A 23,159-nucleotide genomic window follows, 5' to 3' on the forward strand; every position below is an offset into this window, starting at 1 on the left:
GTCCTGGAGGACACCGGACGGGCCGCTCGCCGTTCGGGGCCGCGGGGCCGGGGCCCCGAAAGGGTCCGGGGAGCCGCCAAGGACCCCGGGGTAGAAGTGGGGATCACTCCCCGATTATGGTGACCCTCAGTGCGAATCGGGGACTCCTCCCCGTTTCCTTCGGACCGAGGTGCGTGCACATGACCCGGAATCAGAGCCCTGGGCGGGGGCAGCGGGCCGCCGACTGGGCGGACAGCCGGCTGGGGATCCACTCCCTGGCCAGGGCGAACCTGCGGAAGATCTTCCCGGACCACTGGTCCTTCATGCTGGGCGAGATCTGCCTCTACACCTTCCTGATCATCATCCTGACCGGTGTCTGGCTGACGCTGTTCTTCAAGCCCAGCATGGGCGAGGTGGTCTACGCGGGCTCGTACGTCCCGCTCAAGGGCGTCCCGGTGTCGGAGGCCTACGCCTCCACGGTGGACATCAGCTTCGAGGTCCGCGGCGGACTGCTGATCCGCCAGATCCACCACTGGGCGGCGATCGTCTTCGTCGCCGCCATGTTCGTCCACATGATGCGGGTGTTCTTCACCGGCGCGTTCCGCAAGCCGCGCGAGATCAACTGGGTCTTCGGCTTCCTGCTGCTCTTCCTCGGCATGCTGGACGGCTTCTTCGGCTACTCGCTCCCGGACGACCTGCTCTCCGGCACCGGCATCCGGTTCATCGAGGGATCGATCCTCGCCGTCCCGCTGGTCGGCACGTACATCCAGATGTTCCTGTTCGGGGGCGAGTTCCCCGGCCACGACATCGTGCCGCGCTTCTTCACCATCCATGTGCTGCTGATCCCGGGCATCATGCTCGGCCTTCTGGTGGCGCACCTGATCCTGGTCTTCTTCCACAAACACACCCAGTGGGCGGGCCCCGGCAGGACCGAGAAGAACGTCGTCGGCATGCCGCTGATGCCGGTCTACCTGGCCAAGGCCGGCGGGTTCTTCTTCCTGGTCTTCGGCATCATCGCGCTGGTGGCCGCGCTCGCGACCGTCAACCCGATCTGGGCGTACGGCCCGTACCGGCCGGACCAGGTCTCCACCGACGCCCAGCCCGACTGGTACATGGGCTTCGCAGAAGGCCTGATCCGGATCATGCCCGGCTGGGAGGTCGGGCTGTGGGGGCACACCCTCAATCTCGGAGTGCTCATCCCGTTCGCGCTGTTCCCGCTGGTCCTGGGCGCCATCGCCGCCTACCCGTTCCTGGAGGGTTGGGTGACCGACGACAAGCGGGAGCACCACCTGCTCGACCGGCCGCGCAACGCGCCCGTCCGCACCGCGCTCGGTGCCGCCTGGATCAGCGTCTACCTGGTGGCGCTGGTGGCCGGCGGCAACGACCTGATCGCCACCCACCTGCACCTGTCGCTCAACTCCATCACCTACGCCGCCCGCGTCGGCTTCTTCGCCGTCCCGGTCGCCGTTTTCGTCATCGCCAAGCGCTGGTGCCTGGGCCTCCAGCGCCGGGACCGCGACAAGGTGCTGCACGGCCGCGAGACCGGCGTCATCGAGCGCCTGCCGCACGGCGAGTTCGCCGAGGTGCACGCCCTGCTCTCGCCGCGGGAAATGCACCGGCTCACGGCACACGAACAGCGCCGCCCCCTCGAACTGCCCGCCCCGGTGGACGAGAATGGAGTGGCCCGCCCGGCCGGTGTGCTCACCCGCACCCGGACCCGGCTCTCCCGCGGGTTCCACGGCGAGGGCAGCCGGATCCCCAAGCCCACCGCCGAGGAGTTCCGCGAGATCACCGAGGGCCACGGGCACTGACCCGCACCCCCGATGGCACAGGGAGGACAGGTGCACCACCGAACCGACCGGCTCGCCGACAGCAAGTACCTCCTGCTCACCACCTTCGACGAGGACGGCAGCCGGATGGAATCGCAGCTCTGGGTGGTGCCCGACGGCACGGCCCTCGGGGTCTGGGCCCCGGCCCACTCGGGCGAGGCCGAACGGATCCGCCGCCACCCCCGGGTGCTGATCGGCCCCTGCGACGCCCACGGGCGCCCCACCGGCCGCCCGGTCCCCGCCCGGGCGCGGCTCTGCGACGCCGACGACACCGCCCGCTACCGCACCTCGCTGATCAACAAGTACGGCCTGACGGCGCTGGTCGTACTGGCCCGCAGCCGGTTCCGGGTGGGGCTGGCCGGGACGGTCGGCATCCGGATCACGCTGAACGAACTGGAACAGCGGCTGGTCGGTCCGGACTGGCGGCCACCGAGCGGCTACTGCGTCAACTGACGGACCGCGTCGGCCGACGGGCCGCCGAACCCCCACGGAGTGCCGGGGCCCCGGAAAGGCGGCCCCGGCGCTCGACGCTTCCGAAGCCGTTCAGGACGGCGGGTGGGAGGTTTCGGCGGCGGGCAGGTCGTCGGGGACGCCGGGACGGGCCCCGGGCCCGAGGGCCCGACGTCAGGACAGCGGGTGCGTCGGGACCGGGCTGACCTCCTGGATCTCGCCGTGGGCCTTGGTGAGCAGCTGCGAGGCGAGCTCGTTGAGCGCGCGGGCCCCCGCGATCTCCTCACCGACCCTCAGCTGTTCCGGGTCGGAGGGGTGGCGGCTGCTGTAGCCGTGGGCGCGCAGTTCGCTCCCGTCGCCGAGCCGCAGCAGTGCGGCGGCGCTGGTCCGCGGCCCCTCTTCACGGAACTCCATCTCGATGTGCCAACCGACCAGAGTCTGCATGGCGGATCACCTCCATCGGTTACTCCTCCAGAGTGCGCCGCACCCACCGTGAACACCAGGCCAGCCCGACGGGGGGCAACATCCGGGGCCGAGTTGAACGCGTTCAACTCGGCCGCGTAGAGTCGGCGACGCAAGCCATTTGAACACGTTCAAGGAGGTGTGCCCGCGATGGGACAGGGCACCACGGAGCTGGTCGACCTGCTGATCCTGCTCGGCATGGGCGCCGTCGTCCCGCTCGGCCTCGCCCTCGTCGACGAGCCCGGGCTCACCCGGGTCCGCCGGCTCTGGCCGCTCGCCGCCGTACCCGGCGCGCTCTCGCTCTGGCTGCCCCGCGGCGGTCCGGCCACCGGCTGCGCCCTGCTCTACGCGCTCGGCACCCTGGCCGTCGCCCTGCACGCGCCGCTGCGGCTGGCCCGCACCCGCTCGCTCGCGCCCGCCGAGATCGCGGTGCTCACCGCGCTCGCCGCGCCCGCGGTGGCCGGGATCGCCCTCGTCGCCGAACGCTCCGGCTACCCGCTGTTCGGCTTCGAACCGCACATCCTGGCGCTCACCGTGCCGCACTTCCACTACGCCGGGTTCACCGCCGCCCTGGTCGCCGGACTGGTCTGCCGCGCCGCCCGCCCGGACTCGGCCGCGGCCCGCCGCGCGGCGCTCAGCGTCCCCGCGGGCACCCTGCTGGTGCTGGCCGGATACTTCCTCGGCAACTGGTGGCAGTTCGCCGGGGCCGCCGTACTGACCACCGGAATGTGGCTGGTCGGCCTGGTCACCTGGCGCGAACTGCGGCCCCGCGGCGGCGATCCCGTCACCGCCCGGCTGCTCGCCGCCTCCTCGGCCGTCCTCGCGCTCACCATGCTGCTCGCCCTCTGGTGGGCACTCGGCCGGGCCGCCGGACTCCCCCACCCGACCCTGACCTGGATGGCCGCCACCCACGGCGTCGGCAACGCGCTCGGCTTCGCACTCTGCGCCCTGCTCGCCTGGCGCCGGATCGCGGCTGATCGGACTGCCGCGGGCCGGACCGCCGTGGACCGCACTGCCGCGGAACGGACCGCCATGGACCGGACCGACGCGGCTTGGACCGACGCGACGGAGAGCGCTCGATGAACGACTACAGCTACCCCGAGCAGGGCGCCAGCCGCACCGGCGAGCTGCCCGCCGGCTACAACCACCTGCGGCACAGCGCACTCATCGGCCACGGCCGCCCCGCGCTGGAGGCCGCCGGCGCCGCCCTGCTCGACTGGCGGATGCACCGGCTCGCGGGCGTCCGGATCGACGCGGCCGACCGGGCCGCCCCCGGCGTCGCCGTGCGGTGCGCCATCGGCCTCGGCCCGCTGCGGGCCGGCGCCCCCAACCGGGTGCTGGCCGCGGTCGACGGCCCGGACCGGTACGGCTTCACCTACGGGACCAGGACCGGGCACCTGGCCCGGGGCGAGGAGACCTTCCTGGTCGAGCTGACCCCGGACGGCGGGGTCCGGTTCTCCGTCACCGCCTTCAGCCGACCGGTCGCCCGGTACGCCCGGCTCGCCGGCCCCCTGCTCCCCCTCGCCCAACGCGCCTTCGCCCGCCACTGCGGCCGCGTCCTGACCCGGATCGCGGCCCGGGCCGGCTGAGCACCGGCCGCCCCCACTCACCCGACACCGTCACCCACCACTGCGCACGCGCACCGACCCGGAGCACGGCGCGGGCCGGCCGGACGGTGGTCGGGTGGGTCGGTGGTCGGTGGGGGCGTAAATCCGCTCGTCGGGGCGGTGGTCCGTTCGGGATGATCGGCGGATGATGTCGATACGACCGGTCCTGGAGATCTTCGCCCCCGACAGCTTCGTGCTCTGGCCGACGGGCAGCCACGAGCCGTACGGGAGTCTCACGCTGAACGGGCGGCTGACGGCGGCCGAGGTCGGTACGGCGGTGTGGCGGCTGGCCGACTGCAACGACGTCGAGCCCGAGTCCGAGCAGGCCGAGGAGCACGGGCCGCGCCCGGCGGACCCACTGGGCGGCTTCCTGCACGGGCTGCTCACCGAGTCGCACCCGTACGCCCCCGGCGGCCTGGTGGTGACCGACTCCGTCACCGGCGCCGTCTTCGAACCGGGCTGCTGCAACGGCCTGGAGGACTGGCGCGAGTGGCTGAACGTCACGGACGGCTCCGGCACGGCCTGGTTCGGGCACGACCCCGACGCCCGGGCCGAGTGCGTCGGCCGGGTCGTCCGGCTGACCCGGAACGCCGAGAACGGAGAGGACCCGGTGATCGAGCTGCCGGTGGACGAGCTGCGCCGGCTGCTCGCCGGGGCCGAACGGGACCTGCGGGACTTCCTCGCCCTGGCCACCGGCTGGGCCGGGCAGCAGCTGCCCGAGCACGCCGCCGCCGTCACCGCCGCGCTCGCCCGGGCGCTGGACCTGGAACCGGCCCCGGGGCTTCCGTCATGACCAGCTTCCACACCCACCGGGCCCGGGTGCACGACGCCGCGCTCCCGCCGTACCGGCGGCACAGCGCGCTGCGCACCTGTCTGACCCGCTTCGCGCCCTACGGCCTGCGGGCGACGTACCACCACCTCACCGTCAGCGCCCGGATGCCGCGCTTCCTGGAGGCCGACCCGGAGTCGCTGGTCCGCGCGGTGGACGAGCTGCACGAGGCGCGCGAGCTGTGGCGGGCCCGGGCCGAGAAGTACGCGGCGCGGCGCCGGGTGCAGAAGCGGGCCGGGCGGCGGCGGGCGCCGGAGACGGCGTGGTGGCACCAGCGCTGGTGGGGATCACCGAACGCGGCCTGGGAGCACGACCCGTTCCTGCACCCGCCGTTGCGGCTGCCCGACTATGTCCGACGGCAGCACGCGCTGCTGGACGGCGTCGAGCTGCCCGGTTGCCCGGCCTGCGGGGAGCAGGGCCCGCCGGTGGGGATCCCGACCGGGCACGGCCGCGCCGAGCTGTGCCGCGGCTGCGCCCGGGTGCTGACCCCCTGTGGCTGCGGGCGGTGGCACAGCTTCGAGCCCGCGCTGCGGGTCGGCTGGAGCCGGACCTGGCAGCGGGAGCACATGACCGGCACCGGCGAGCCGAGCCCGCACTGGCCGGGTGTGCGGAGCACGGCCCGGGTGGAACGGCTGGAGTCGTACACGGTCGACCTGGAGTCAGGTGTGATGCGCCGGGACCGCGACCAGTAGCGCGCCGCTGTCCTGGACCCGGACCTCGAAGTGGTCGATGTCCCCGGGCTGGAGGGCCGCCCCGCCGGTGGTGCGCACGGTGCCGTCCCCGCCCCCGTAGCCGCTCGCGGGAACGGACCAGCTGGTGACCGTCTGCTGCTCGCCGGTGCGCGAGACGGCGACCAGTCGGCACGTCAACTGGCCTTGAACGCCGGAGAGTTGCAGGCTCACCCGGGTGCCCCGGGCGGCGCTGTCCAGGCCGACGGTGACGTGCGCGCCGGTGCTCGGGTCGGTGGCGCTGAACTGCTCGGCCATCGCGACCACGGCGGGCGTGTGCTCGGCGGTGAGCACCGCGGCGGTGACGGCGGGGCCGGCCGCCACCATCGCGGTCGCGGCCAGGGCCAGCACCAGTCGCCGGATCCGGCCCCGCCGCCGGGTGGTGCCGACCTCGGCGACCAGGCGGTCCAGCAGCTGCGGGTCCGGTTGCGGGGCGGGGCCTGCCGGGTCCGTTCCGGCCGCCCGCACGGTGGCCGCGTATTCGGCCAACATCGGCTCCACGGGGCCGAGTTCGGCCACCTGTTCGGCGCACTGCGGGCAGTCGGCGAGGTGCTGTTCGAAGGCGGTGTGCTCGGCGGGCTCCAGCAGACCGAGGACGTACGCGCCGACGTCCGTGTGCTCCGGGCCGCCGGCGGGGCTCCGGTCGGGGTCCGGGTCGGAGTGTCCGGTCACGATGTCACTCCCCGTTCCTCCAGCGCGAGCCTGAGCGAGCACAGCACGTAGAACACCCGCGAGCGCACCGTCCCGGCCGGGATGCCGAGTTCGGCGGCCGCCTCGACTGCCGTGCGGCCCTTCAGGTAGGTCTCGACGATGATCTCCCGGTGCGCGGGCGAGAGGTCGGCCAGCGCGTCCGCGACGGTCATCATCCGCAGGGCCCGGTCGATCTCGTCCTCGGCGGGCAGCTGCTCCAGCACCGCGGCGTCCACCTTCCGCGGCCGGGCCATGGCGCTGCGGTGGCCGTCGATCACGATCCGCCGGGCGACCGTGACCAGCCAGGGCCGCAGTGAGCCGGCCTCCGGGTCGAGCCGGTGGATGTTGCGCCAGGCTCGGACCAGCGTCTCCTGCACCACGTCCTCGGCCCGCTGCCGGTCCCCGGCGACCAGGTGGAGCACGAACCCGAACAGCGGACCGGCGTGCTCCCGGTAGAGGACGCGCATCAGCTCCTCGTCCGGCGCCCCCGTACCGCGGCCGCCGGTGCGTCCGACGGGGTGCTCCTCGGTCACCACTTCATCGTTGCGCACCCGGGCCTCCCGGTCGAGGGCGGTCGGGACCGGTCAGTAGCCCGGGGTGCTGGGCATCGGGTTGCTGGGCGCCGGCGTGCTGGGCGCCGGGGCGCCGGGGCGCCGGGGCGCCGGGCATCTGCGGGGAACCGGCCGCGGTGCCCGCCCTGCCGCCGCTCGGGGTCAGCGCGAACCAGGTGCCGCCGACGCCCTGGCCCTTGGTGTCTCCGGGCTTGGTGTCCGGCGAGTAGCGGTAGGCCGGCCAGCCGTTCAGGGTGACCTGCTTGGTGCCGTCGGCGCGGGTGACGGTGCCGACCAGCTTGCTGTCGATGCCCTTCACCGTGACGTTGCCGTTGGCGTGCTCGGGCGGCCAGATGACGGCGCAGCTGCCGTTGCAGGAGGACTCCGGCGGGCTGTTCCGGTCCTGGTCGAAGCGGTAGAGCGTGAAGCCGGCGCTGTCGGTGACGATCGTGCCCAGCTTCGGGTCCTGGGCGGTCTGCATGGTGACGCCCGCCGGGGCGCTCGGGCTGCTCGACGGGTGCGACGAGCCGCCGGACGACCCGCAGCCGGCGATCAGGGCGGCGGCCGCGATGCCGGAGGCGGTCAGGGCCAGGGTCCGGCGGGTGCGGAGTGTGGTGGGCATGGGGTGCCTCCCGCGGGGGAAGGGGTCGGGACGGACCGGACACCCCTCTGTACGGGTGGTGGCCGCCGAGTGCTCAACCCCGGCGCCGGGAGTTCTCCGCGCTCCCCCGCGACTCCCCCGGAATACGCCGCCGACCGGCACCGTTGTGCCGGGCGACGGTCTGAGCCGCCACCTCCGGAAGGGAAGGAATCACGAGATGAGCAGCACGGTCGAGCTGACCAAGGAGAACTTCGACGACATCGTCCCGGGCCCGGAGGGCAAGGACTTCGTCTTCATCGACTTCTGGGCCGGGTGGTGCGGGCCGTGCCGCCAGTTCGCCCCGGTGTTCGAGAAGGCGGCCGAGCGCCACCCCGACCTGGTCTTCGCCAAGGTGGACACCGAGGCGCAGCACGAGCTGGCCGCAGCGTTCGAGGTCCAGTCGATCCCGACGCTGGCGATCATCCGCGAGGGCGTACTCGTCTTCTCGCAGCCCGGCGCCCTGCCGGAGACGGTGTTCGAGGACCTGATCAACCAGGCCCGCAACCTGGACATGGCCGATGTGAAGCGCAAGGTCGCCGAGGAGAGCGCGGCCGGCGGCCAGGCCTGATCCGGACGCGGCCGGGTCCGGTCCCGACCCGGCCGGGCCCGGTCCGGACGCCCGAGGGCCCGGGGAGCACCGTCTCCCCGGGCCCTCGCCGTACCCGGCCGCGGCCGCTCAGGCCGGCTCGGCGCCCCAGGCGGCGAGCCGGTCCGCGAGCGCCCGCACCTCGGCGCGCAGCGCGGCGGGCTCCCGGACGGTGAACGGCCACCCCAGGCCGGCCAGCAGCACCGCGACGCCGTCGAGGTTCTGCGCCCGGGCCCGCAGCAGCACGCGGTCCTCGGCGAGTTCGGTGAGCATGCCGACCGCGGGCGGAAGCCGGCGGCGGGCCTCGGCGAGGCCGACCGCCAGCTCCACCTCCACCCGGTGCCGCCAGGGCGCACCAGCCAGTGACTCCACCACCCGCTGGACCGGGTCGAAGTCCTCGGGCGGCTCGAAGCCCTCCTCGCCCTGCTCGACCCGGGTGATCCGGTCCAGCCGGAAGGTGCGCGGCTCGCCGCTCCGGTGGTCGAGGCCGGTGGTGTACCAGCGCCCGGAGTGGAAGACCAGCCCGTACGGGTCGAACTCGCGCTCACTGGGCCGGTCCTCGCGGTCCCGGTAGGCGAGCCGCACCCGGCGCCGCCGGCGGGCCGCCTCGGCCAGGGTGAACAGCGCGGCGGCGGCCGGGCCCGGGCCGGTGGCCGGGACGGCGGTGAGGCCGAGGGTCTGCTCGACGGCGGAGACCCGGTCGCGCAGCGAGGGCGGGAGCACCCGCTGGATCTTGGCGAGGGCGGTCCCGGTGGCCTCCTCCCCCACCGACAGGCCGGAGCTGCGGCCGGCCAGCAGGCCGAGCACGACGGAGACGGCCTCCTCCGGGTTGAGCATCAGCGGCGGCAGCCGGTAGCCGGGCCGCAGGCGGTAGCCCCCGTAGCGGCCCCGGTCGGCCTGGACGGGGATGCCGAGCTCGGCCAGCCGGGAGGCGTAGCGGCGGACGGTGCGCTCGTCCACGTCGAGCCGGGCGGCCAGTTCGGCGCCGGTCAGGCCGGGGCGGTCCTGGAGCAGTTCCAGCATGGCGAGGACACGGCTGACCGGGTGCTCCACCGTGCGTTCCTCCCGTCTCCCCGCCGGTTCCGTACCGACTCCGTACTGACTCCTCGCCGACTCCGAACCGACTCCGGGCCGACTCCGGGCCGCCTCCGGGCCGCCCTTGCGGACGCCTCTTCCGCCGGCCCCTTCCGGACGCCGTCCGGACACCCTCCGGACGCGCGGGGACGACGCGGAGGAAATGCGGGCGACTTCTGTCCGGATCCGATCCTAGAGTCGGCGGTGGAGGAGGCCCCAGCGGGGCGAAGCCCTCCCACGGGCCTCTCGACGCCTCCGGCCCGTCGAGGCCTCCCCCGGCATTCCCAACGACGAAGGAGCGATCCGCCATGAGCACGTTCGTACTGGTCCCCGGATTCTGGATCGGCGCCTGGGCCTGGGACGAGGTGGCCGAGCCGCTGCGCGCGGCCGGGCACCGCGTGTACGCCGTCAGCCTGCCCGGAGTGGCCGAACGTGCCGTCGAGACGGGCGAGTTCGGGCTGGAGGACCACATCGCCGACCTCGCCGCACTGCTGGTCCGGGAGGACCTGTCGGACGTCGTCCTGGTCGCGCACAGCGGCGCCTGCGCCCCGGTGGGCGGGCTCGCGGACCGGATGCCGGAGCGGATCCGCCGGGTGGTCTACCTGGACAGCGGCCCGCTGATCGACGGCTCCGCGGTCCAGGACCTCTGGGAGCCCGACTACCGGCGGACGGCCGAGGCCTCGCTGGTCGACGACCGTCTCCCGATGCCGTCCTGGGAGTACCTGGCCGAGCACGGCGCCAGCGTGGCGGGACTGGACGGGGCCGCCCTCGCGCGCATCCGCTCCCGCGCCACCGCGCAGCCGGCCGGGGCGTTCCGGGACCGGCTGCGGCTGACCGGCGCCGGGGCCGCGCTGCCGCAGGCGCTGGTCTCCTGCTCCTTCCCGCTCTCCCAGGTGCGCGAGCTGATCGCCGCCGGGCACCCGTACTTCGCCGGGATGTCCGGGCCGAACTGGGAGCTGCGCGAACTGCCCACCGGGCACTGGCCGATGTTCTCCCGCCCGGCCGACACGGCGGCCCTGCTGGCGGAGCTGGCCGCGCTCTGAGCCCGTCGGCCCGGCCCGGCCCGTTCCGTCCGGCGCCGGGCCGCCGGACTGTCCCGTCCGCGCCCGACGGTGTGCCCCACGGCGCCCTCGGCGTGTCCGACCGTCGCGCAACCGCGCCCGGACCGGCAGGATGGGGCCCACGCCGTACCCGAGCGAGGAACGAGCACACGCCCGCCACCCCCGCCGTGCGGGCCGGGGTGGCCATCGAGACGACGGAGGACAGGGCATGACCAGCACCGCCGAGGAGTACGACGTCATCGTCCTGGGAGCCGGTCCGACCGGCGAGAACGTGGCCGACCGGACGGTCGCCGCCGGACTGAGCACCGTGATCGTGGAGGCCGAGCTGGTCGGCGGCGAGTGCTCGTACTGGGCCTGCATGCCCAGCAAGGCGCTGCTGCGGCCGGTGGCCGCGCTGGCCGACGCCCGCGCGGTGGCCGGCTCCCGGGAGGCGGTCGACGGCCGGCGGCTGGACCCGGCCGCGGTGCTGGCCCGGCGGAACTCCTTCGCCTCCGACTGGAAGGACGACGGCCAGGTGCGGTGGCTGCGGGACACCGGCATCGAGCTGGTCCGCGGCCACGGCCGGCTGGCCGGGGTGCGGACGGTGACGGTGGAGGCCGAGGACGGCAGCGAGCGGGTGCTCACCGCCCGGCACGCCGTCGTGGTGTGCACCGGCAGCCGCCCGGTGCTGCCCGCGCACGTGCCGGGGCTCGCCGAGGCCCACCCGTGGACCAACCGGGAGGCCACCGGCTCGCAGACCGTCCCCGGGCGGCTGGCCGTGGTCGGCGGCGGGGTGGTCGGGGTGGAGATGGCCGCCGCCTGGCGGGCGCTCGGCTCCGACGTGACGCTGCTGGTGCGCGGTGACGGGCTGCTGCCGAGGATGGAGCCGTTCGCGGGCGAGCTGGTCGCGGAGGGCCTGCGGGCCGCCGGGGTGGACCTCCGCTTCGGCACCGAGGTCACCGCGCTGGAGCGGGCGGACGGCTCCGGACCGGTGACCCTCGCCCTCGACGGCGGCGGCACGCTGACCGTCGACGAGGTGCTGTACGCGACCGGCCGGGCCCCGCGCACCGCCGACGTCGGGCTGGAGCAGGTCGGCCTGAAGCCGGGCGACTGGCTGGAGGTGGACGACAGCTGCACGGTGCTCGGCGTGGACGGCGAGTGGCTCTACGCCGCCGGGGACGTCAACCACCGGGCGCTGCTCACCCACCAGGGCAAGTACCAGGCCAGGATCACCGGCGCGGCGATCGCCGCCCGCGCGCAGGGGCTCCCGCTGGACACCTCACGCTGGGGCGCGCACGCCGCGTCCGCCGACCTCGCGGGCGCGCCCCAGGTGGTGTTCACCCAGCCCGAGGTCGCCGCCGTCGGTCTGACCCGGGCCGCCGCCGAGGCGGCCGGGCTGCGGGTGAAGACCGTCGACCACGAGATCGGCTCCGTCGCCGGGGCCTCGCTCTACGGCGACGACTACCGCGGCCGGGCCCGGGTGGTCTTCGACCTGGACCGGAAGGTGCTCGTCGGCGCGTGCCTGGTCGGCCCCGGGGTGGCCGAACTGCTGCACTCGGCCACCGTCGCGGTGGTCGGCGAGGTGCCGATCGACCGGCTCTGGCACGCGGTGCCCTCCTACCCGACGATCAGTGAGGTCTGGCTGCGGCTGCTGGAGGACTGCCGGGGGTAGCGACGCACGGTCCGCGGGCGGGCACCCGGGCGGGCGGCGCTCCCGCGGACCCCCGGACGGCCCTCGTTCGTGTCGGCCTCCCGGGTGACCGGCGCGGCGAGATGTGGCCACCGGTGGTCGGCGGGACACTGGCAGTCGGGGGCCGTCCCGGGGGCCGTTCACATGACCAGGTGGTGTGAGGCATGACCGAGGTGCTGTTGGCCGTCGGAACCGAGAAGGGCCTCTTTCTCGGCCGCAGCCGCGACCGGCTGACGTGGGAGTTCAGCGGGCCGCACTTCCCGATGAACGCGATCTACTCGGTCTCCATCGACCGCCGCGACGGCCGGACCAGAGTGCTGGTCGGCGCCGACAGCAGCCACTGGGGGCCCTCGGTCTGGCGCTCCGACGACCTCGGCGCCGGCTGGTACGAGCCGCCGCGGCCGGCCATCCGCTTCCCCGAGTCCACCGGCGCCTCGCTCACCCGGGTCTGGCAGCTCCAGCCCGCCGGGGCGGAGGCCCCCGGCGTCGTCTACGCGGGCACCGAACCGGCCGCGCTGTTCCGCTCCACCGACGGCGGCGAGAGCTTCGCGCTGGTCGAGCCGCTCTGGAACCACCCACAGCGGTCGCAGTGGGGCGCCGGGTACGGCGGCCAGGGCCTGCACACCATCCTGACCGACCCGCGCGACCCGCAGCGGCTGCTGGTCGCCGTCTCCAGCGGCGGCGTCTACCGCAGCAAGGACGGCGGCGACAGCTGGCAGCCCTCCAACACCGGCCTGCGAGCCGAGTTCCTCCCGGAGGAGGGCCAGTACCCCGAGTTCGGCCAGTGCGTACACAAGATCGCCCAGGACCCCGTCCACCCGGACCGGCTCTACCTCCAGAACCACGGCGGCGTCTACCGCAGCGACGACTGGGGCGCCGGCTGGCACTCGATCGTGGACGGGCTGCCCGCCGAGTTCGGCTTCGCCGTGGCCGCCCACCCCCGCCGGGCCGACACCGCCTACCTCTTCCCGCTCGGCGGCTCGGACGACCGCATCCCGCCCGGCCGCCGCTGCCGGGTCTTCCGCACCACCGACGGCGGCAGCAGCTGGCAGCAGCTCGCCCAGGGCCTGCCCGGCGAGGACCACTACGGCATCGTGCTGCGCGACGCCCTGCGCACCGACGACGCCGACCCGGCGGGCATCTACTTCGGCAACCGGACCGGCGACGTGTACGGCAGCCGGGACGAGGGCGAGAGCTGGTCACTGCTGTTCTCCCACCTGCCGGACGTGCTCTGCGTCCGGGCCGCGGTGGTGGCCTGAAATAACCGGTTGCCGTACGGCAGGACCTCGGTGAGCATGGGCCGCCGACGAACGATCGCACGATTGTGGGGTGGGCCATGGCCGAGGACTGGGTGGTCAGGCGGGGTGCCGACGGCGAGCCGGTGCTGCGCTACCTGCTGGACGAGCGGGAGGGACGGCCCTGGGCCGACCTGCTGGAGGTCCTGGACGGATCGGTGGACGCCGCCGGGTTCATCCGGGCCGAGCTGCCCGGCTGGGTGGTCTCCGGCCCTCCCGCGCTCGGGCAGGAGCTGGTGACGCACGGCGCGCGGGTGCTGCGGCACGCCCACACCTTCCGCCGCGACCTGCGCGCCGATCCGCCGCCCGCCGACTGGGCCGGGACGCCGCTGCGCGAGGGCCTGCGGACGGTGCCCTGCGACCGCGCGCCCGAGGAGCTGTACGAGGCCTGGAGGGGCGCGTTCCACCCCGGCCACGTCGACTTCTACCCGGGCGAGAAGGCCCAGGTACTGGCCGAGCGGCTCGGCCTGCTGCTCGCAGGGAAGGTCATCGGCCCGGTGCTGCCGTCCAGCCTGCTGGCGGTGGACGCCGAGGACCGCGTGGTCGCCGGGCTGATCCTCACCGACCGCGACGGCCGGCCGTGGATCGCCGACGTCTTCCGCCACCCGGAGCGCGGCTACCGCGGCCTCGGCGCGGACCTGCTGCGCCGCGCCGTCGGGGACGCCGCCGCGCGCGGGCTCGCCGACGTGACCCTCGTGGTGTCCGAGGGCAACCCGGCCCGCCGGCTCTACGAGTCGCTGGGCTTCCTGCTCCAGGAGACCTCGCTCACGGTGGTCGTGCCCGACGCGGCCTAGGGGCGTGTCTGACACGGCGGGTTCACCACGAAGTTGCACCTGGCGGTGGAGCAGGGCCAGAAGCCCATGTCGATTGTGATCACGGCAGGGCAGCGCGGCGATTCGCCGGCCAGGCGTACCACCGCAAGAAGCCCGGTTCGCGTGGTGGCAGGCCGCCCCGGTTCAGCCGCCGAGGACTGCAAGGCCCGGCATGCCGTCGAGTGCGGCATCAACCGCCTCAAGAGGAAACGGGCTGTGTCCACGAGGTACGACAAGCTCGCGGGCCGCTACGAGGCCGTTGTCCTCGTAGCGGCCATCAACGAGTGGCTGTGACCGGACCCGCTCAGAGCCGGCCGGCGGACAGCCCGTTCAGGGCCGGCCGTTCAGGGGGTGAAGGCATGTTCGACGAACTGACCGCAGGAGCGGAACCCCAGGCGGCGGTAGATCGGTTCTCCGTCGGTCGACGCCTGCAGGACCGCGATGCGCCGGCCCCGCTCCCGGGCCGCGCGAAGTGCCGCGAGCGTGATGGCGCCGCCGTAGCCGCGTCGGCGGTGGGCGGCCAGGGTGGAGATGTTGTAGATGCCGGCGACTTGCGCGTGGTGGAACACTTCGGCGGAGCAGACCGGACGGTTCTCCACGTAGCCCACCAGGTACTGGGCCGGGCAGGTCGCGGCCAGCGCCTGCGGAGCGGCCAGGGCGAAGAACTCGCGGACGGTTTCGGCGGGTGGGTTCCAGTTCGCGGCGAGGACCGTCGCGTAGTCGGCGAGCTGCTCGGGCGTGGTCACCGGCCGGATGTCCAGTCCCGGGACGTCGGCGGGCGCCAGGGTGTCGTCCAGTTCGGCCCACATCGCCGTCTCCCGTTCGGACTCCGGCAGGCCGGCTGCCGTCAGGCGGGCCGTGAGGTCTGCCGGTGTCGAGGCAGGACCCACCCACCAGGAGAAACCGCGGCCGGTGCCGGCCAGTGCCCCGACTGTCTCGGTGATGCGGGCCGTGGCGTCGGCGTCGGCGAAGCGGGCCGCGGCGACGATGTTGAACGTGTCGTCGTCCAGGCCGCTGTCCGCCACCAGGACGTCACCTGTCGCCGTGACGGTCGCGCCGGACGTCCTCCGGTGCAGATGACAGGCGTGTTCCGCCAGGTTCTGCTCCATCCTGTCCGCCAAGTCGGCTTCAGCCAAGAAATGGGCATTCATAGTGATCGATCCCAGCACAACCAGGTGAGGATCGCACGCCATTTTCGGCAGTGTCACACCGGTGACCAGCACTTTTGATACACGCCCTAGCCCCTGTCCTTGTGCCCGCCCTCGACGCGGGCGCCGCGCACCACGACCATGGTCAGGCCGACCGCGACCAGCAGCTCCGCCCAGAAGAACGCCGCGTAGTCCAGCAGCGAACCGATCGGCGGGTTGCCGGGCGCGGCGTTGCGCATCCCGACCAGGGCGAACAGCGTGGCCGCCATCCAGCCGAGGGCGGGCCAGACGATGCCGCGCCGCTGCCGGACGATCAGCCAGGCCGCCACCAGTACGGACAGCGCCAGCGCCCACATCGCGGCCATCATGAACCAGGCCAGGATGAAGGTGCTGCGCGAACGGCTGATCCGCTCGGTCACCGCGACACCGGAGCCCTCGCTCACCTCCTCGCTCCGCCGGAAGACGAAGAAGGGGTCGGCCTCCGTCAGGCCGATCACCACCGGGGCCGGACGCCCGCCGACGGTGGCCTGGAAGCCGACGATCGCGTTGTAGCGGTCGAACGGGTAGTCCGAGAGCCGCCCGTCGAAGAGGTTGAAGGACACCGCGCTGGAGCCGGCCTGCTGGCCGGCCGGGTACCTCAGCGTGGTCTGTTCCAGCGAGGTGGTCTCCAGCACCACGTCCCCCGCCGGGACCAGCAGGCTGTCCGCCTGCCCCAGGGCGCCGTGCGGCTGGACCAGGACCTTCGCCGTGAGCGTCTGCGCGGCCGCGTCCACCCGCTGCAGCGTCACGTCGACCTCCAGGAAGTCCGGCCCGGGCGCGGTGCCCACCACCTGGGCGTGTCCGCGGCTGGAGCGCTCGTTGAGGTAGAGCAGCAGCCCGGCCGCGCAGAACAGCAGGATCGCCGCCAGCACCGCGTACGGGCGCCAGGGCGCGACCCTGGGCACCGGCGCCGCGGCCCGGGTGGCCCGCACCCGGGCGTGGATGCGGACCCGCGGCCGGGCCGCCGGGCGCGTGCTCCGGACGGCCCGCCGGTGCGGCGGCGCGCTCATCGGCCTGCTCCCACGGTCGGCGGTGGCGGCTCCGGGTGCCGCCTGTCCCGCCACCCTCCGGGCGGCCGCGGCCGGGGCGCAACCGCACGGGGCCGATCGGGGCGGCCGGACGCCGGCCGAAGACTCGGCAAACAGGCTGGTCGCAGGGGCTGTGTAGGCTCAACGGTCATGGCGAGGGTGACACGGGACGATGTGGCGCGGGTGGCGGGGACGTCCACGGCGGTCGTGAGTTATGTGATCAACGACGGGCCGAGGCCGGTGGCGGCGGCGACCCGGGCGCGGGTGCTCGCGGCGGTCGAGGAGCTCGGCTACCGGCCGAACCGGGTCGCCCAGGCGATGGCCCGGCGGCGGACCGACCTGCTCGGGATGGTCGTGCCGGACGCCCGCCAGCCCTTCTTCGCCGGGCTCGCGCACGCCGTCGAGCAGGCCGCCGCCGAGCACGGCCGGCTGCTGCTGATCGGCAACTCCGACTACGCCGACGAACGCGAGGCCCACTACATCCGCGCCTTCCTCGGGATGCAGGTGGACGGTCTGATCCTGGTCACCCAGGACCCGGCCACCCCCGGGCTGACCGGCTTCGACGTGGCCGACGGCACCCCCGTCGTACTGCTGCACCACCGGGCGGAGAGCACCGGCGGCGTCGCCGTGGTCGCGGACGACGAGGGCGGCGCCCGCGAGGTGGTCCGCCACCTGCTCGGGCACGGCCACGCCGAGGTGCACTGCTTCGGCGGCACCCTCGCCCTCAGCCCGCACGACCCGGTCACCGGGCGGACGGCCGGCTGGGCCGCCGCGCTGGAGGAGGCCGGGCTGCCCGTCGAGGGGCGGCTCGTCCCGGCCCCGTTCGACCGGGTCCGGGCGCACGCCGAGGCGCTCGCCCTGCTCGCCCGGCCCGACCGGCCGTCCGCCGTGTTCTGCACGACGGACGACCAGGCGATCGGCCTGCTGCGGGCCGCCGACGACCTCGGCATCCGCGTGCCGGAGGACCTCGCGGTGGCCGGCTTCGACGACATCGCCGAGGCGGTGATCGCCGGGCCCGCCCTGACCACCGTCACCACGGCGCAGGACGAGATGGCCCGGGCCGCGCTGGAACTCGTCCTCGGCGGGCCGGAGCGCCGTGCCCGGGGCGCCCGCACCTTCCCGGCCCAGCTGGTGGTCCGGCGCTCCTGCGGCTGCCCGCCGGCCGCGGCCTGACCCCGGGGCACCGGGGGCGAGAGGATCCGGGGCCGCTCAGCCTTCGAGCAGTTCGTCCGCGAGCAGGTCCATCAGCAGGTTGTCGTGCCAGGTGCCGTCCGGGCCGCGCTCGTACTGGCGCATGGTGCCGACGGCGCGGAAGCCGACCTTGGTGTAGCAGCGGATCGCGGCGAGGTTGTCCTCCGCCGGGTCGATCACCAGCCGGTGGTAGTGGTGGTCGTGCACCAGGTGCCTGGCCATCGTGCGCACGGCGTCGGTGCCCAGGCCCAGGCCGTGCACCGTCGGATCGAGGTAGAGGTCCATCCCGGCGTGCCGGTACTCGTCGTCGTTGTTGGCGTACCACTGGATGGCGCCGACCACCTTGCCGCCGAGGTCGATCGCGAAGGTCTCGGTGCCGGGCGATTCGAGGTCGTTGGCGACCTCGCCGGCCAGGTCGTCGCCGCCCCGCCAGCGGGAGAACACCTCGGGCGTGCCGCGGATGGCCGCCAACGCCGGGATGTCCTCGCCGGTGGCCGGGCGGAGCGTGACCAAGGTGCCGTGAAGAATCGTCCCCATATGGGGCATGTTGGCACGGAAACCCGGCTCCGGCGAGTGTTTTCGGACCGCCGTCCGGCCCTTCCGGCGTGCGGCCGCCGGGCCGGGGCGGCAGGGCCCGCGGGGCGGACGGCCGGGCCCCGCGGCAGGCTAGGCGTCCTCCAGGCGCAGCCGGGCACTGACCGTGCCGAGGCCCTCGGCGAGCACGGCGAGCTGCTCGCGGGTGAGCACGTCGATCAGCAGCTCGCGCACCAGGGCGACGTGCCCGGGCGCGGCCTGGCGCAGCGCCTCCCGCCCCTGGTCGGTGAGTTCGGCGATGACGCCGCGCACGTCGCTGGGACAGGAGCGGCGGGCGACCAGGCCGGCCCGCTCCAGCTGGGTGACCTGGTAGGTCAGGCCGCTCTTGGAGGTGACCAGCTTGTCGGCGAGTTCGGTCATCCGCAGCGAGCCGCCGGGGGCCGCGGACAGGTGCACCAGGATCTCGTACTGCTGGTGGGAGAGCCCGGAGTCCTCCTTGAGCTGGCGTTCCAGCCGCCGGTTCAGCAGGTTGCTCGCGACGACGAAGCCCCGCCAGGCGGCCGCCTCGTCCGGGTCCAGCCAGCGGGGTTCGTTCAGTGAGGACATGGGGTGAAGCCTACTCCTGTTGTTCAAATTCGAACGAAGGTGTACCGTCGATCCCGTAGACGGTTCAAATTTGAACTACCCCCTGTCGAACGGTCCCGAGGAGGACGCCATGAGCACCGCGGCCCCCGAGCGCATGCCCGCCCTGTACCTGTCGCACGGCGCGCCGCCATTGGCCGACGACCCGGTCTGGCCGGGCGAACTGGCCGCCTGGTCCGCCGACCTGCCCCGGCCCAAGGCGGTCCTCATGGTCTCCGCCCACTGGGAGGAGGCCCCGCTCGCCCTCGGCGCCGTCACCACCGTCCCGCTGGTGTACGACTTCTGGGGCTTCCCCGAGCACTACTACCGGGTCCAGTACGCCGCCCCCGGCGCACCGGAACTCGCCGAACGCGTGCGCAAGCTGCTGCGCGCCCCCGGCACGCCCGTCCAGGACATCCCCGAGCGCGGACTCGACCACGGCGCGTACGTCCCGCTGGTGGAGATGTACCCGGACGCCGACGTCCCGGTGCTCCAGGTCTCGCTGCCCACCCTCGACCCGCAGCGGCTGATGGAGATCGGCCGCAAGCTCGCCCCGCTCCGCGACGAGGGCGTGCTGATCGTCGGCAGCGGCTTCTTCACCCACAACCTCCGGGCGCTCAGCAACGACGGTCGGGTCACCTCGGTGATGGCCGAGTTCGACGACTGGGGCCGGCGCGCCCTGGAGGCCCACGACCTGGACGCGCTGCTCGACTTCGAGCACAAGGCCCCGGCCGGACGCCTCGCCCACCCCCGCACCGAGCACTTCGCCCCGCTGTTCGTCACCCTCGGCGCCGGCGAGAGCGACCTGGACAGCCAGCGCAGCGTCATCGACGGGTTCTGGATGGGCCTGGCCAAGCGCTCGATCCAGCTGGGCTGAACCCCTCGTGCGGAACCTCCCTGGATTCCGCACGAGGAACGGCGGGCGGGGCGCCCGCCGGTGCACCCGGACTGCCCGGACCCCAGCGCCCGGGCTATCGTGTGACGCTCCGTCGAAGGAGTGATCATGCGCAACGGCGACGCCGTACGAACCGCCCTGGAAGCCTCACTGGCGGTCCTCGCCCCGCACACCGCGGACCGCGACTGGGGCCTGCCCGCCGGGCTCCTGGAGTGGAGCTGCCGCGACACCGCCGCCCACATCGCCCACGACCTGCTCGCCTACGCCGGCCAGCTCGCCGCCCGACCCCGGGACCGCTACCTCCCGCTGGACCTCACCGTCCGGCCCGAGGCCGACCCGGCCCAGGTGCTCACCGTGGTCACCGCCGCCGGACAGCTCCTCGCCACCGCCCTGGATGCCGCCCCGCCCGAGCTGCGCGCCTACCACCACGGGCCCTGCGATCCGCCCGGCTTCGCCGCCATGGGCGTCGCCGAGACCCTGCTGCACACCCACGACATCACCAGCGGCCTCGGACTGCCCTGGCGGCCGCCCGCCGAGCTGTGCCGCCTCGTGCTCGACCGGCTCTTCCCGCACGCGCCGCAGGAGCCGGCCGCCCACCCGGCGGAGGTCCTGCTCTGGTGCACCGGGCGCGGGGAACTGAACGGCCGCCCGCGCACGTCCTCGTGGATCTGGCGGGCGGCCGTGGGCGACTGGCCGGACTGAGGCCGGCCGGTCAGGCGGCCCCGGTCGCGACCCGCTCGGCCTGGCTGCGCTCGACGCAGAACTCGTTCCCCTCGGGGTCGGCCAGGGTGACCCAGCCCTTGCCGTCCGGGGTGCGGTGGTCGGCCAGCACGGTGGCGCCCAGGGCGACCAGCCGCTCCACCTCCTCGTCCCGGCCGCGGTCCTGCGGCTGGAGGTCGAGGTGGGTCCGGTTCTTCACCGACTTGCCCTCGGGCACCCGGATGAAGAGCAGCGAGGCGCCGGCCGAGTCCACCAGCGCCTCGTCGTCGCCGGGGTTGTCGTCCTCGCCCAGGGTGCCCTCCAGCGCCCGGGCCCAGAAGACGGCCAGGGCGTGCGGGTCGGCGCAGTCGATCGTCACATGTCGTACCAGAGAAGCCATGTGTCCACTCTCACCTGCACCGTTCGATTTCGTCCAGCCTTTTCCGGGAGTGCCGGTGCCCGTCCAGCGGGTACGGCGGGAAGGCCGGGACGATCTCCGTGAAGGCGTAGCCGCTCTTCTCCGCGACCCGGCAGGAGGCGTGGTTGTCGCCCGCATGGAGCAGGTCGATCCGGCGCAGGCCGTCCCCGGCGAAGACGGCGAAGGCCCAGGTGGTGAGGGCCTCCACCGCGCGCGGGGCCACGCCCCGGCCGCGGGCCGGGGCGGTCGTCCAGTACCCCACCTCGGCCGTCCCCCCGCCGGGGGTGGGGTACTTGAGCGCGACGTTGCCGACCAGCCCGCCGCCGTCCAGGACGGCGAAGCTGTACCGGGTGCCGGCCGCCCGGCCCTCCTCCTGGGCGCGCAGCCAGTGCGCGGCCTGGTCGGCGTCGTCCACCAGGGTGCGGAGGAAGCGGCGCAGGGTCTCGTCCCGGTAGGCCTCGATCAGGGCCGGCGCGTCGGCGTCCTCGAAGGGGCGCAGCAGCAGGCCTTCGGCCATCGGCAGTGCGGCGACGGTCACTTGAGGCCCTCCCAGCCCCAGCGCGGGGTCGGGCCGGGATCGCCGAGGTCGGTGCCGACCGGGGAGGCGGAGACGTCCTCGGCGATCCCGGTGCCCCAGTCGAAGTACTCCAGCACCCGGCGGCGCAGCAGCTCGTCCTCGGGCAGCTCCGCGCGGACGGCCTCGGCCATCAGCTCCATCCAGCGCAGCCGCTGCTCCTCGGTGATGGCCAGGCCCAGGTGGGCGCGGAGCAGCGCCTGGTGACCGCCCAGTTCACCGGTGAAACCGGCCGGGCCGCCGAAGACCTCGGCCAGCCAGACCGCGACGCGCTCGATGTGGGTGGGGGTGAAGTCGGCGAAGACCGGGGCGAGCAGGGGGTCGGCGAGGACGCCCCGGTAGAAGGTGCGGCTGAGCCGGCGCAGGGCGTCGATGCCGCCGACGGCCTCGTAGAGCGGGCCGGACCGTTGGTCGTTCATGGGTGTGCTCCCCGTGGTTGGACCGTGCGTTGCGACCTTCCTAGCAGGCCGGGGCGCGAACGGCGGGTTCGGCGAGCGGCGGACGGGGCTCCCACTTGACCCTGACGTTGGCGGCAGGGTCGCAGGGTGGGGCCATGAACGACGAGAGCGGGACGCGGGGCAGGGTCGTGGTGGTCACCGGGGCCGGGACGGGGATCGGGCGGGAGACGGCGCGGGCCTTCGCGGCCGAGGGGGCGCGGGTGCTGGCGGTGGGACGGCGGCTCGAACCGCTGGCCGGGACGGCGGCCGCGCACCCGGCTCTGATCGAGCCGCTGACCGCGGACGTGACCGGGCCGGACGCGCCGGAGGAGATCGTCCGGGTGGCCGTGGAACGGTTCGGGCGGCTGGACGTGCTGGTCAACAATGCCGCGATCGTGCGGAGCCGGCAGGGCCTCGGCGGTTTCGACCGGACGGGTGTCGAGGCGCTGCTGGCCACCAACCTGGTCGCCCCGGTGCTGCTCGGGCAGGCCGCGCTGCCCGAGCTGGAGCGGAGCCGGGGCGTGGTGGTCAACATCAGCACGGCCGTCGGGCAGCGGGGCTGGCCGGGCAACTCGGTGTACGCGGCGAGCAAGGCGGCGCTGGAGACGGTCACCCGCAGCTGGGCGGTGGAGCTGGCGCCGCGCGGGGTCCGGGTGGTGGCGGTGGCGCCCGGGGCGATCGACACGCCGATCGGCGAGCACTCCGGGTACGGCCCCGAGCAGCGGGCGGCGATCCGGCGGTGGCAGATCGAGCACACCCCGCTGGGCCGGATCGGCCGCCCGGCGGAGGTGGCCTGGGCGATCACCCAACTGGCCTCGCCGCAGGCCTCGTTCGTGACCGGCGTAGTGTTCTCGGTGGACGGCGGCGCGCTGGTGGGCTGACCGGGAGGGGACGGGTGACGGTGCGGATCGGCGAGCTGGCGGCCCGGACGGGCAGTACCGCGCGCGCTCTGCGGCACTACGAGCAGGCCGGGCTGATCGAGTCCGGGCGGGCGCCGAACGGCTACCGCGAGTACGGCGGGTCGGCGGTCGTCCGGGTGCGCAACATCCGCGCGCTGGTCGCCGCCGGGCTCACCCTGGAGGACCTCCGGCCGCTGCTGGGGTGCCTGGACGGGGACGTGCTGGCGGGCCGGCCGTCCGCCCGGGTGCTGGGGATCGCCCGGGAGCGGCTGGCGGTGCTGGAGCGGCGGATCGCCGCCCAGACGGAGGCCCGGGACCGGCTGGTGGCGGCGCTGACGGCGGCCGGGGAGGCGGATCCGGTGCCCGTGGACACCGGCCCGGCGCCCACGGGCGGGTGACACCCCCGTTCGGGGG

At 74.4% G+C, this 23,159-nt stretch carries 29 protein-coding genes; 17 read left to right on the forward strand and 12 right to left on the reverse strand.

Annotated elements, in window-relative coordinates:
- Nucleotides 1–179 precede the first annotated feature (179 nt).
- Together qcrB and ACWGJO_RS09525 are read left to right on the forward strand one after the other, a co-directional pair.
- Nucleotides 180–1,790: a cytochrome bc1 complex cytochrome b subunit gene (qcrB, locus tag ACWGJO_RS09520; protein ID WP_452182896.1), complete on the forward strand. Its 1,611-nt coding sequence runs from the start codon at nt 180–182 to the stop codon at nt 1,788–1,790.
- A 30-nt stretch (nt 1,791–1,820) separates the two neighbouring features.
- A complete protein-coding gene (locus tag ACWGJO_RS09525) occupies nt 1,821–2,261 on the forward strand; it encodes a PPOX class F420-dependent oxidoreductase (RefSeq protein ID WP_452182897.1) in 441 nt (146 codons plus the stop codon).
- A gap of 171 nt (nt 2,262–2,432) precedes the next feature.
- Here the strand turns inward: ACWGJO_RS09525 and ACWGJO_RS09530 are convergent, their stop codons facing one another.
- Complete coding sequence (locus tag ACWGJO_RS09530; RefSeq protein WP_359900185.1) at nt 2,433–2,702, reverse strand: DUF1876 domain-containing protein; 270 nt, start codon at nt 2,700–2,702, stop codon at nt 2,433–2,435.
- Between the two features lie 168 nt (nt 2,703–2,870).
- Here ACWGJO_RS09530 and ACWGJO_RS09535 point away from each other — a divergent pair, with 168 nt between their 5' ends.
- The 4 genes from ACWGJO_RS09535 to ACWGJO_RS09550 all read left to right on the forward strand — a co-directional run bounded on the left by ACWGJO_RS09535 (nt 2,871) and on the right by ACWGJO_RS09550 (nt 5,848).
- Nucleotides 2,871–3,803 (forward strand): YndJ family protein, encoded by a 933-nt coding sequence (locus ACWGJO_RS09535; RefSeq protein WP_452182898.1) that lies wholly within the window; start codon nt 2,871–2,873, stop codon nt 3,801–3,803.
- Nucleotides 3,800–4,309 (forward strand): DUF1990 family protein, encoded by a 510-nt coding sequence (locus ACWGJO_RS09540; RefSeq protein ID WP_452182899.1) that lies wholly within the window; start codon nt 3,800–3,802, stop codon nt 4,307–4,309. The genes ACWGJO_RS09535 and ACWGJO_RS09540 overlap by 4 nt, the downstream gene beginning before the upstream one ends.
- A 163-nt stretch (nt 4,310–4,472) precedes the next feature.
- Nucleotides 4,473–5,120, forward strand: a complete 648-nt coding sequence (locus ACWGJO_RS09545; protein ID WP_452182900.1) for a hypothetical protein — start codon at nt 4,473–4,475, stop codon at nt 5,118–5,120.
- The gene (locus ACWGJO_RS09550) at nt 5,117–5,848 is read left to right on the forward strand and encodes a hypothetical protein (RefSeq protein ID WP_452182901.1); all 732 of its coding nucleotides are present in this window, start codon (nt 5,117–5,119) and stop codon (nt 5,846–5,848) included. The genes ACWGJO_RS09545 and ACWGJO_RS09550 overlap by 4 nt, the downstream gene beginning before the upstream one ends.
- Here the strand turns inward: ACWGJO_RS09550 and ACWGJO_RS09555 are convergent.
- From ACWGJO_RS09555 to ACWGJO_RS09565, 3 genes are read right to left on the reverse strand one after another with little or no spacing between them, the layout of a single operon-like run.
- A complete protein-coding gene (locus ACWGJO_RS09555; protein WP_452182903.1) occupies nt 5,816–6,556 on the reverse strand; it encodes a zf-HC2 domain-containing protein in 741 nt (246 codons plus the stop codon). The genes ACWGJO_RS09550 and ACWGJO_RS09555 overlap by 33 nt on opposite strands.
- Nucleotides 6,553–7,125 carry a sigma-70 family RNA polymerase sigma factor gene (locus ACWGJO_RS09560; RefSeq protein ID WP_452182904.1) on the reverse strand — a complete coding sequence of 191 codons (573 nt, stop codon included), beginning with the start codon at nt 7,123–7,125 and terminating at the stop codon, nt 6,553–6,555. The genes ACWGJO_RS09555 and ACWGJO_RS09560 overlap by 4 nt, the downstream gene beginning before the upstream one ends.
- Complete coding sequence (locus ACWGJO_RS09565) at nt 7,112–7,747, reverse strand: hypothetical protein (protein WP_452182905.1); 636 nt, start codon at nt 7,745–7,747, stop codon at nt 7,112–7,114. Before ACWGJO_RS09565 ends, ACWGJO_RS09560 begins: the two co-directional genes overlap by 14 nt.
- A 196-nt stretch (nt 7,748–7,943) precedes the next feature.
- On the opposite strand from ACWGJO_RS09565, the gene ACWGJO_RS09570 reads away from it, so the two are divergent.
- Nucleotides 7,944–8,333 carry a thioredoxin family protein gene (locus tag ACWGJO_RS09570; protein WP_387692801.1) on the forward strand — a complete coding sequence of 130 codons (390 nt, stop codon included), beginning with the start codon at nt 7,944–7,946 and terminating at the stop codon, nt 8,331–8,333.
- 108 nt (nt 8,334–8,441) lie between these two features.
- Here the strand turns inward: ACWGJO_RS09570 and ACWGJO_RS09575 are convergent, their stop codons facing one another.
- Entirely contained in the window at nt 8,442–9,404 is a 963-nt protein-coding gene (locus ACWGJO_RS09575; RefSeq protein WP_452182906.1) for a helix-turn-helix transcriptional regulator, read from the reverse strand.
- 329 nt (nt 9,405–9,733) lie between these two features.
- Here ACWGJO_RS09575 and ACWGJO_RS09580 point away from each other — a divergent pair, with 329 nt between their 5' ends.
- The 5 genes from ACWGJO_RS09580 (at nt 9,734) to ACWGJO_RS09600 (ending at nt 14,556) form a co-directional block, all read left to right on the forward strand.
- The gene (locus tag ACWGJO_RS09580; RefSeq protein WP_452182907.1) at nt 9,734–10,468 is read left to right on the forward strand and encodes an alpha/beta fold hydrolase; all 735 of its coding nucleotides are present in this window, start codon (nt 9,734–9,736) and stop codon (nt 10,466–10,468) included.
- A gap of 226 nt (nt 10,469–10,694) precedes the next feature.
- Nucleotides 10,695–12,137 carry a dihydrolipoyl dehydrogenase family protein gene (locus ACWGJO_RS09585; protein ID WP_452182908.1) on the forward strand — a complete coding sequence of 481 codons (1,443 nt, stop codon included), beginning with the start codon at nt 10,695–10,697 and terminating at the stop codon, nt 12,135–12,137.
- Nucleotides 12,138–12,319: 182 nt separating this feature from the next.
- Nucleotides 12,320–13,414 (forward strand): WD40/YVTN/BNR-like repeat-containing protein, encoded by a 1,095-nt coding sequence (locus tag ACWGJO_RS09590; RefSeq protein ID WP_452182909.1) that lies wholly within the window; start codon nt 12,320–12,322, stop codon nt 13,412–13,414.
- Between the two features lie 77 nt (nt 13,415–13,491).
- The gene (locus tag ACWGJO_RS09595) at nt 13,492–14,244 is read left to right on the forward strand and encodes a GNAT family N-acetyltransferase (RefSeq protein WP_452182910.1); all 753 of its coding nucleotides are present in this window, start codon (nt 13,492–13,494) and stop codon (nt 14,242–14,244) included.
- Nucleotides 14,245–14,310: 66 nt separating this feature from the next.
- Nucleotides 14,311–14,556: a hypothetical protein gene (locus tag ACWGJO_RS09600; RefSeq protein WP_452182911.1), complete on the forward strand. Its 246-nt coding sequence runs from the start codon at nt 14,311–14,313 to the stop codon at nt 14,554–14,556.
- Nucleotides 14,557–14,606: 50 nt separating this feature from the next.
- Here the strand turns inward: ACWGJO_RS09600 and ACWGJO_RS09605 are convergent, their stop codons facing one another.
- Together ACWGJO_RS09605 and ACWGJO_RS09610 are read right to left on the reverse strand one after the other, a co-directional pair.
- Entirely contained in the window at nt 14,607–15,371 is a 765-nt protein-coding gene (locus ACWGJO_RS09605) for a GNAT family N-acetyltransferase (RefSeq protein ID WP_452182968.1), read from the reverse strand.
- A gap of 128 nt (nt 15,372–15,499) precedes the next feature.
- Complete coding sequence (locus ACWGJO_RS09610) at nt 15,500–16,459, reverse strand: DUF4436 family protein (protein ID WP_452182912.1); 960 nt, start codon at nt 16,457–16,459, stop codon at nt 15,500–15,502.
- A gap of 168 nt (nt 16,460–16,627) precedes the next feature.
- On the opposite strand from ACWGJO_RS09610, the gene ACWGJO_RS09615 reads away from it, so the two are divergent.
- Nucleotides 16,628–17,650 (forward strand): LacI family DNA-binding transcriptional regulator, encoded by a 1,023-nt coding sequence (locus ACWGJO_RS09615; RefSeq protein ID WP_452182913.1) that lies wholly within the window; start codon nt 16,628–16,630, stop codon nt 17,648–17,650.
- 36 nt (nt 17,651–17,686) lie between these two features.
- On the opposite strand, the gene ACWGJO_RS09620 is transcribed toward ACWGJO_RS09615, so the two are convergent.
- Together ACWGJO_RS09620 and ACWGJO_RS09625 are read right to left on the reverse strand one after the other, a co-directional pair.
- Nucleotides 17,687–18,205: a GNAT family N-acetyltransferase gene (locus tag ACWGJO_RS09620; RefSeq protein ID WP_452182914.1), complete on the reverse strand. Its 519-nt coding sequence runs from the start codon at nt 18,203–18,205 to the stop codon at nt 17,687–17,689.
- A gap of 129 nt (nt 18,206–18,334) precedes the next feature.
- Nucleotides 18,335–18,799, reverse strand: coding sequence for a MarR family winged helix-turn-helix transcriptional regulator (locus ACWGJO_RS09625; RefSeq protein ID WP_359900199.1), 465 nt, complete (start codon nt 18,797–18,799; stop codon nt 18,335–18,337).
- 118 nt (nt 18,800–18,917) lie between these two features.
- Here ACWGJO_RS09625 and ACWGJO_RS09630 point away from each other — a divergent pair, with 118 nt between their 5' ends.
- Both ACWGJO_RS09630 and ACWGJO_RS09635 read left to right on the forward strand, forming a co-directional pair.
- Nucleotides 18,918–19,700 carry a dioxygenase family protein gene (locus ACWGJO_RS09630; RefSeq protein ID WP_452182915.1) on the forward strand — a complete coding sequence of 261 codons (783 nt, stop codon included), beginning with the start codon at nt 18,918–18,920 and terminating at the stop codon, nt 19,698–19,700.
- A 126-nt stretch (nt 19,701–19,826) separates the two neighbouring features.
- Nucleotides 19,827–20,420 (forward strand): maleylpyruvate isomerase N-terminal domain-containing protein, encoded by a 594-nt coding sequence (locus tag ACWGJO_RS09635; RefSeq protein WP_452182916.1) that lies wholly within the window; start codon nt 19,827–19,829, stop codon nt 20,418–20,420.
- Nucleotides 20,421–20,430: 10 nt separating this feature from the next.
- Here ACWGJO_RS09635 and ACWGJO_RS09640 read toward each other — a convergent pair whose 3' ends face one another.
- Genes ACWGJO_RS09640 through ACWGJO_RS09650 form a run of 3 tightly spaced genes read right to left on the reverse strand, consistent with a single transcriptional unit; the run spans nt 20,431 to nt 21,828 of the window.
- Nucleotides 20,431–20,817 carry a VOC family protein gene (locus tag ACWGJO_RS09640; protein WP_380538805.1) on the reverse strand — a complete coding sequence of 129 codons (387 nt, stop codon included), beginning with the start codon at nt 20,815–20,817 and terminating at the stop codon, nt 20,431–20,433.
- Between the two features lie 10 nt (nt 20,818–20,827).
- Nucleotides 20,828–21,373: a GNAT family N-acetyltransferase gene (locus tag ACWGJO_RS09645; RefSeq protein ID WP_452182917.1), complete on the reverse strand. Its 546-nt coding sequence runs from the start codon at nt 21,371–21,373 to the stop codon at nt 20,828–20,830.
- Nucleotides 21,370–21,828 carry a group II truncated hemoglobin gene (locus tag ACWGJO_RS09650; RefSeq protein ID WP_452182918.1) on the reverse strand — a complete coding sequence of 153 codons (459 nt, stop codon included), beginning with the start codon at nt 21,826–21,828 and terminating at the stop codon, nt 21,370–21,372. Before ACWGJO_RS09650 ends, ACWGJO_RS09645 begins: the two co-directional genes overlap by 4 nt.
- A gap of 134 nt (nt 21,829–21,962) precedes the next feature.
- Here ACWGJO_RS09650 and ACWGJO_RS09655 point away from each other — a divergent pair, with 134 nt between their 5' ends.
- Both ACWGJO_RS09655 and ACWGJO_RS09660 read left to right on the forward strand, forming a co-directional pair.
- A complete protein-coding gene (locus ACWGJO_RS09655) occupies nt 21,963–22,727 on the forward strand; it encodes an SDR family NAD(P)-dependent oxidoreductase (protein ID WP_452182919.1) in 765 nt (254 codons plus the stop codon).
- 20 nt (nt 22,728–22,747) lie between these two features.
- On the forward strand, nt 22,748–23,143 hold the full coding sequence (locus ACWGJO_RS09660) for a MerR family transcriptional regulator (protein WP_387730683.1): 396 nt from the start codon (nt 22,748–22,750) through the stop codon (nt 23,141–23,143).
- Nucleotides 23,144–23,159: the final 16 nt, after the last annotated feature.

It is taken from the genome of Kitasatospora sp. NPDC054795 (genome assembly GCF_053611565.1).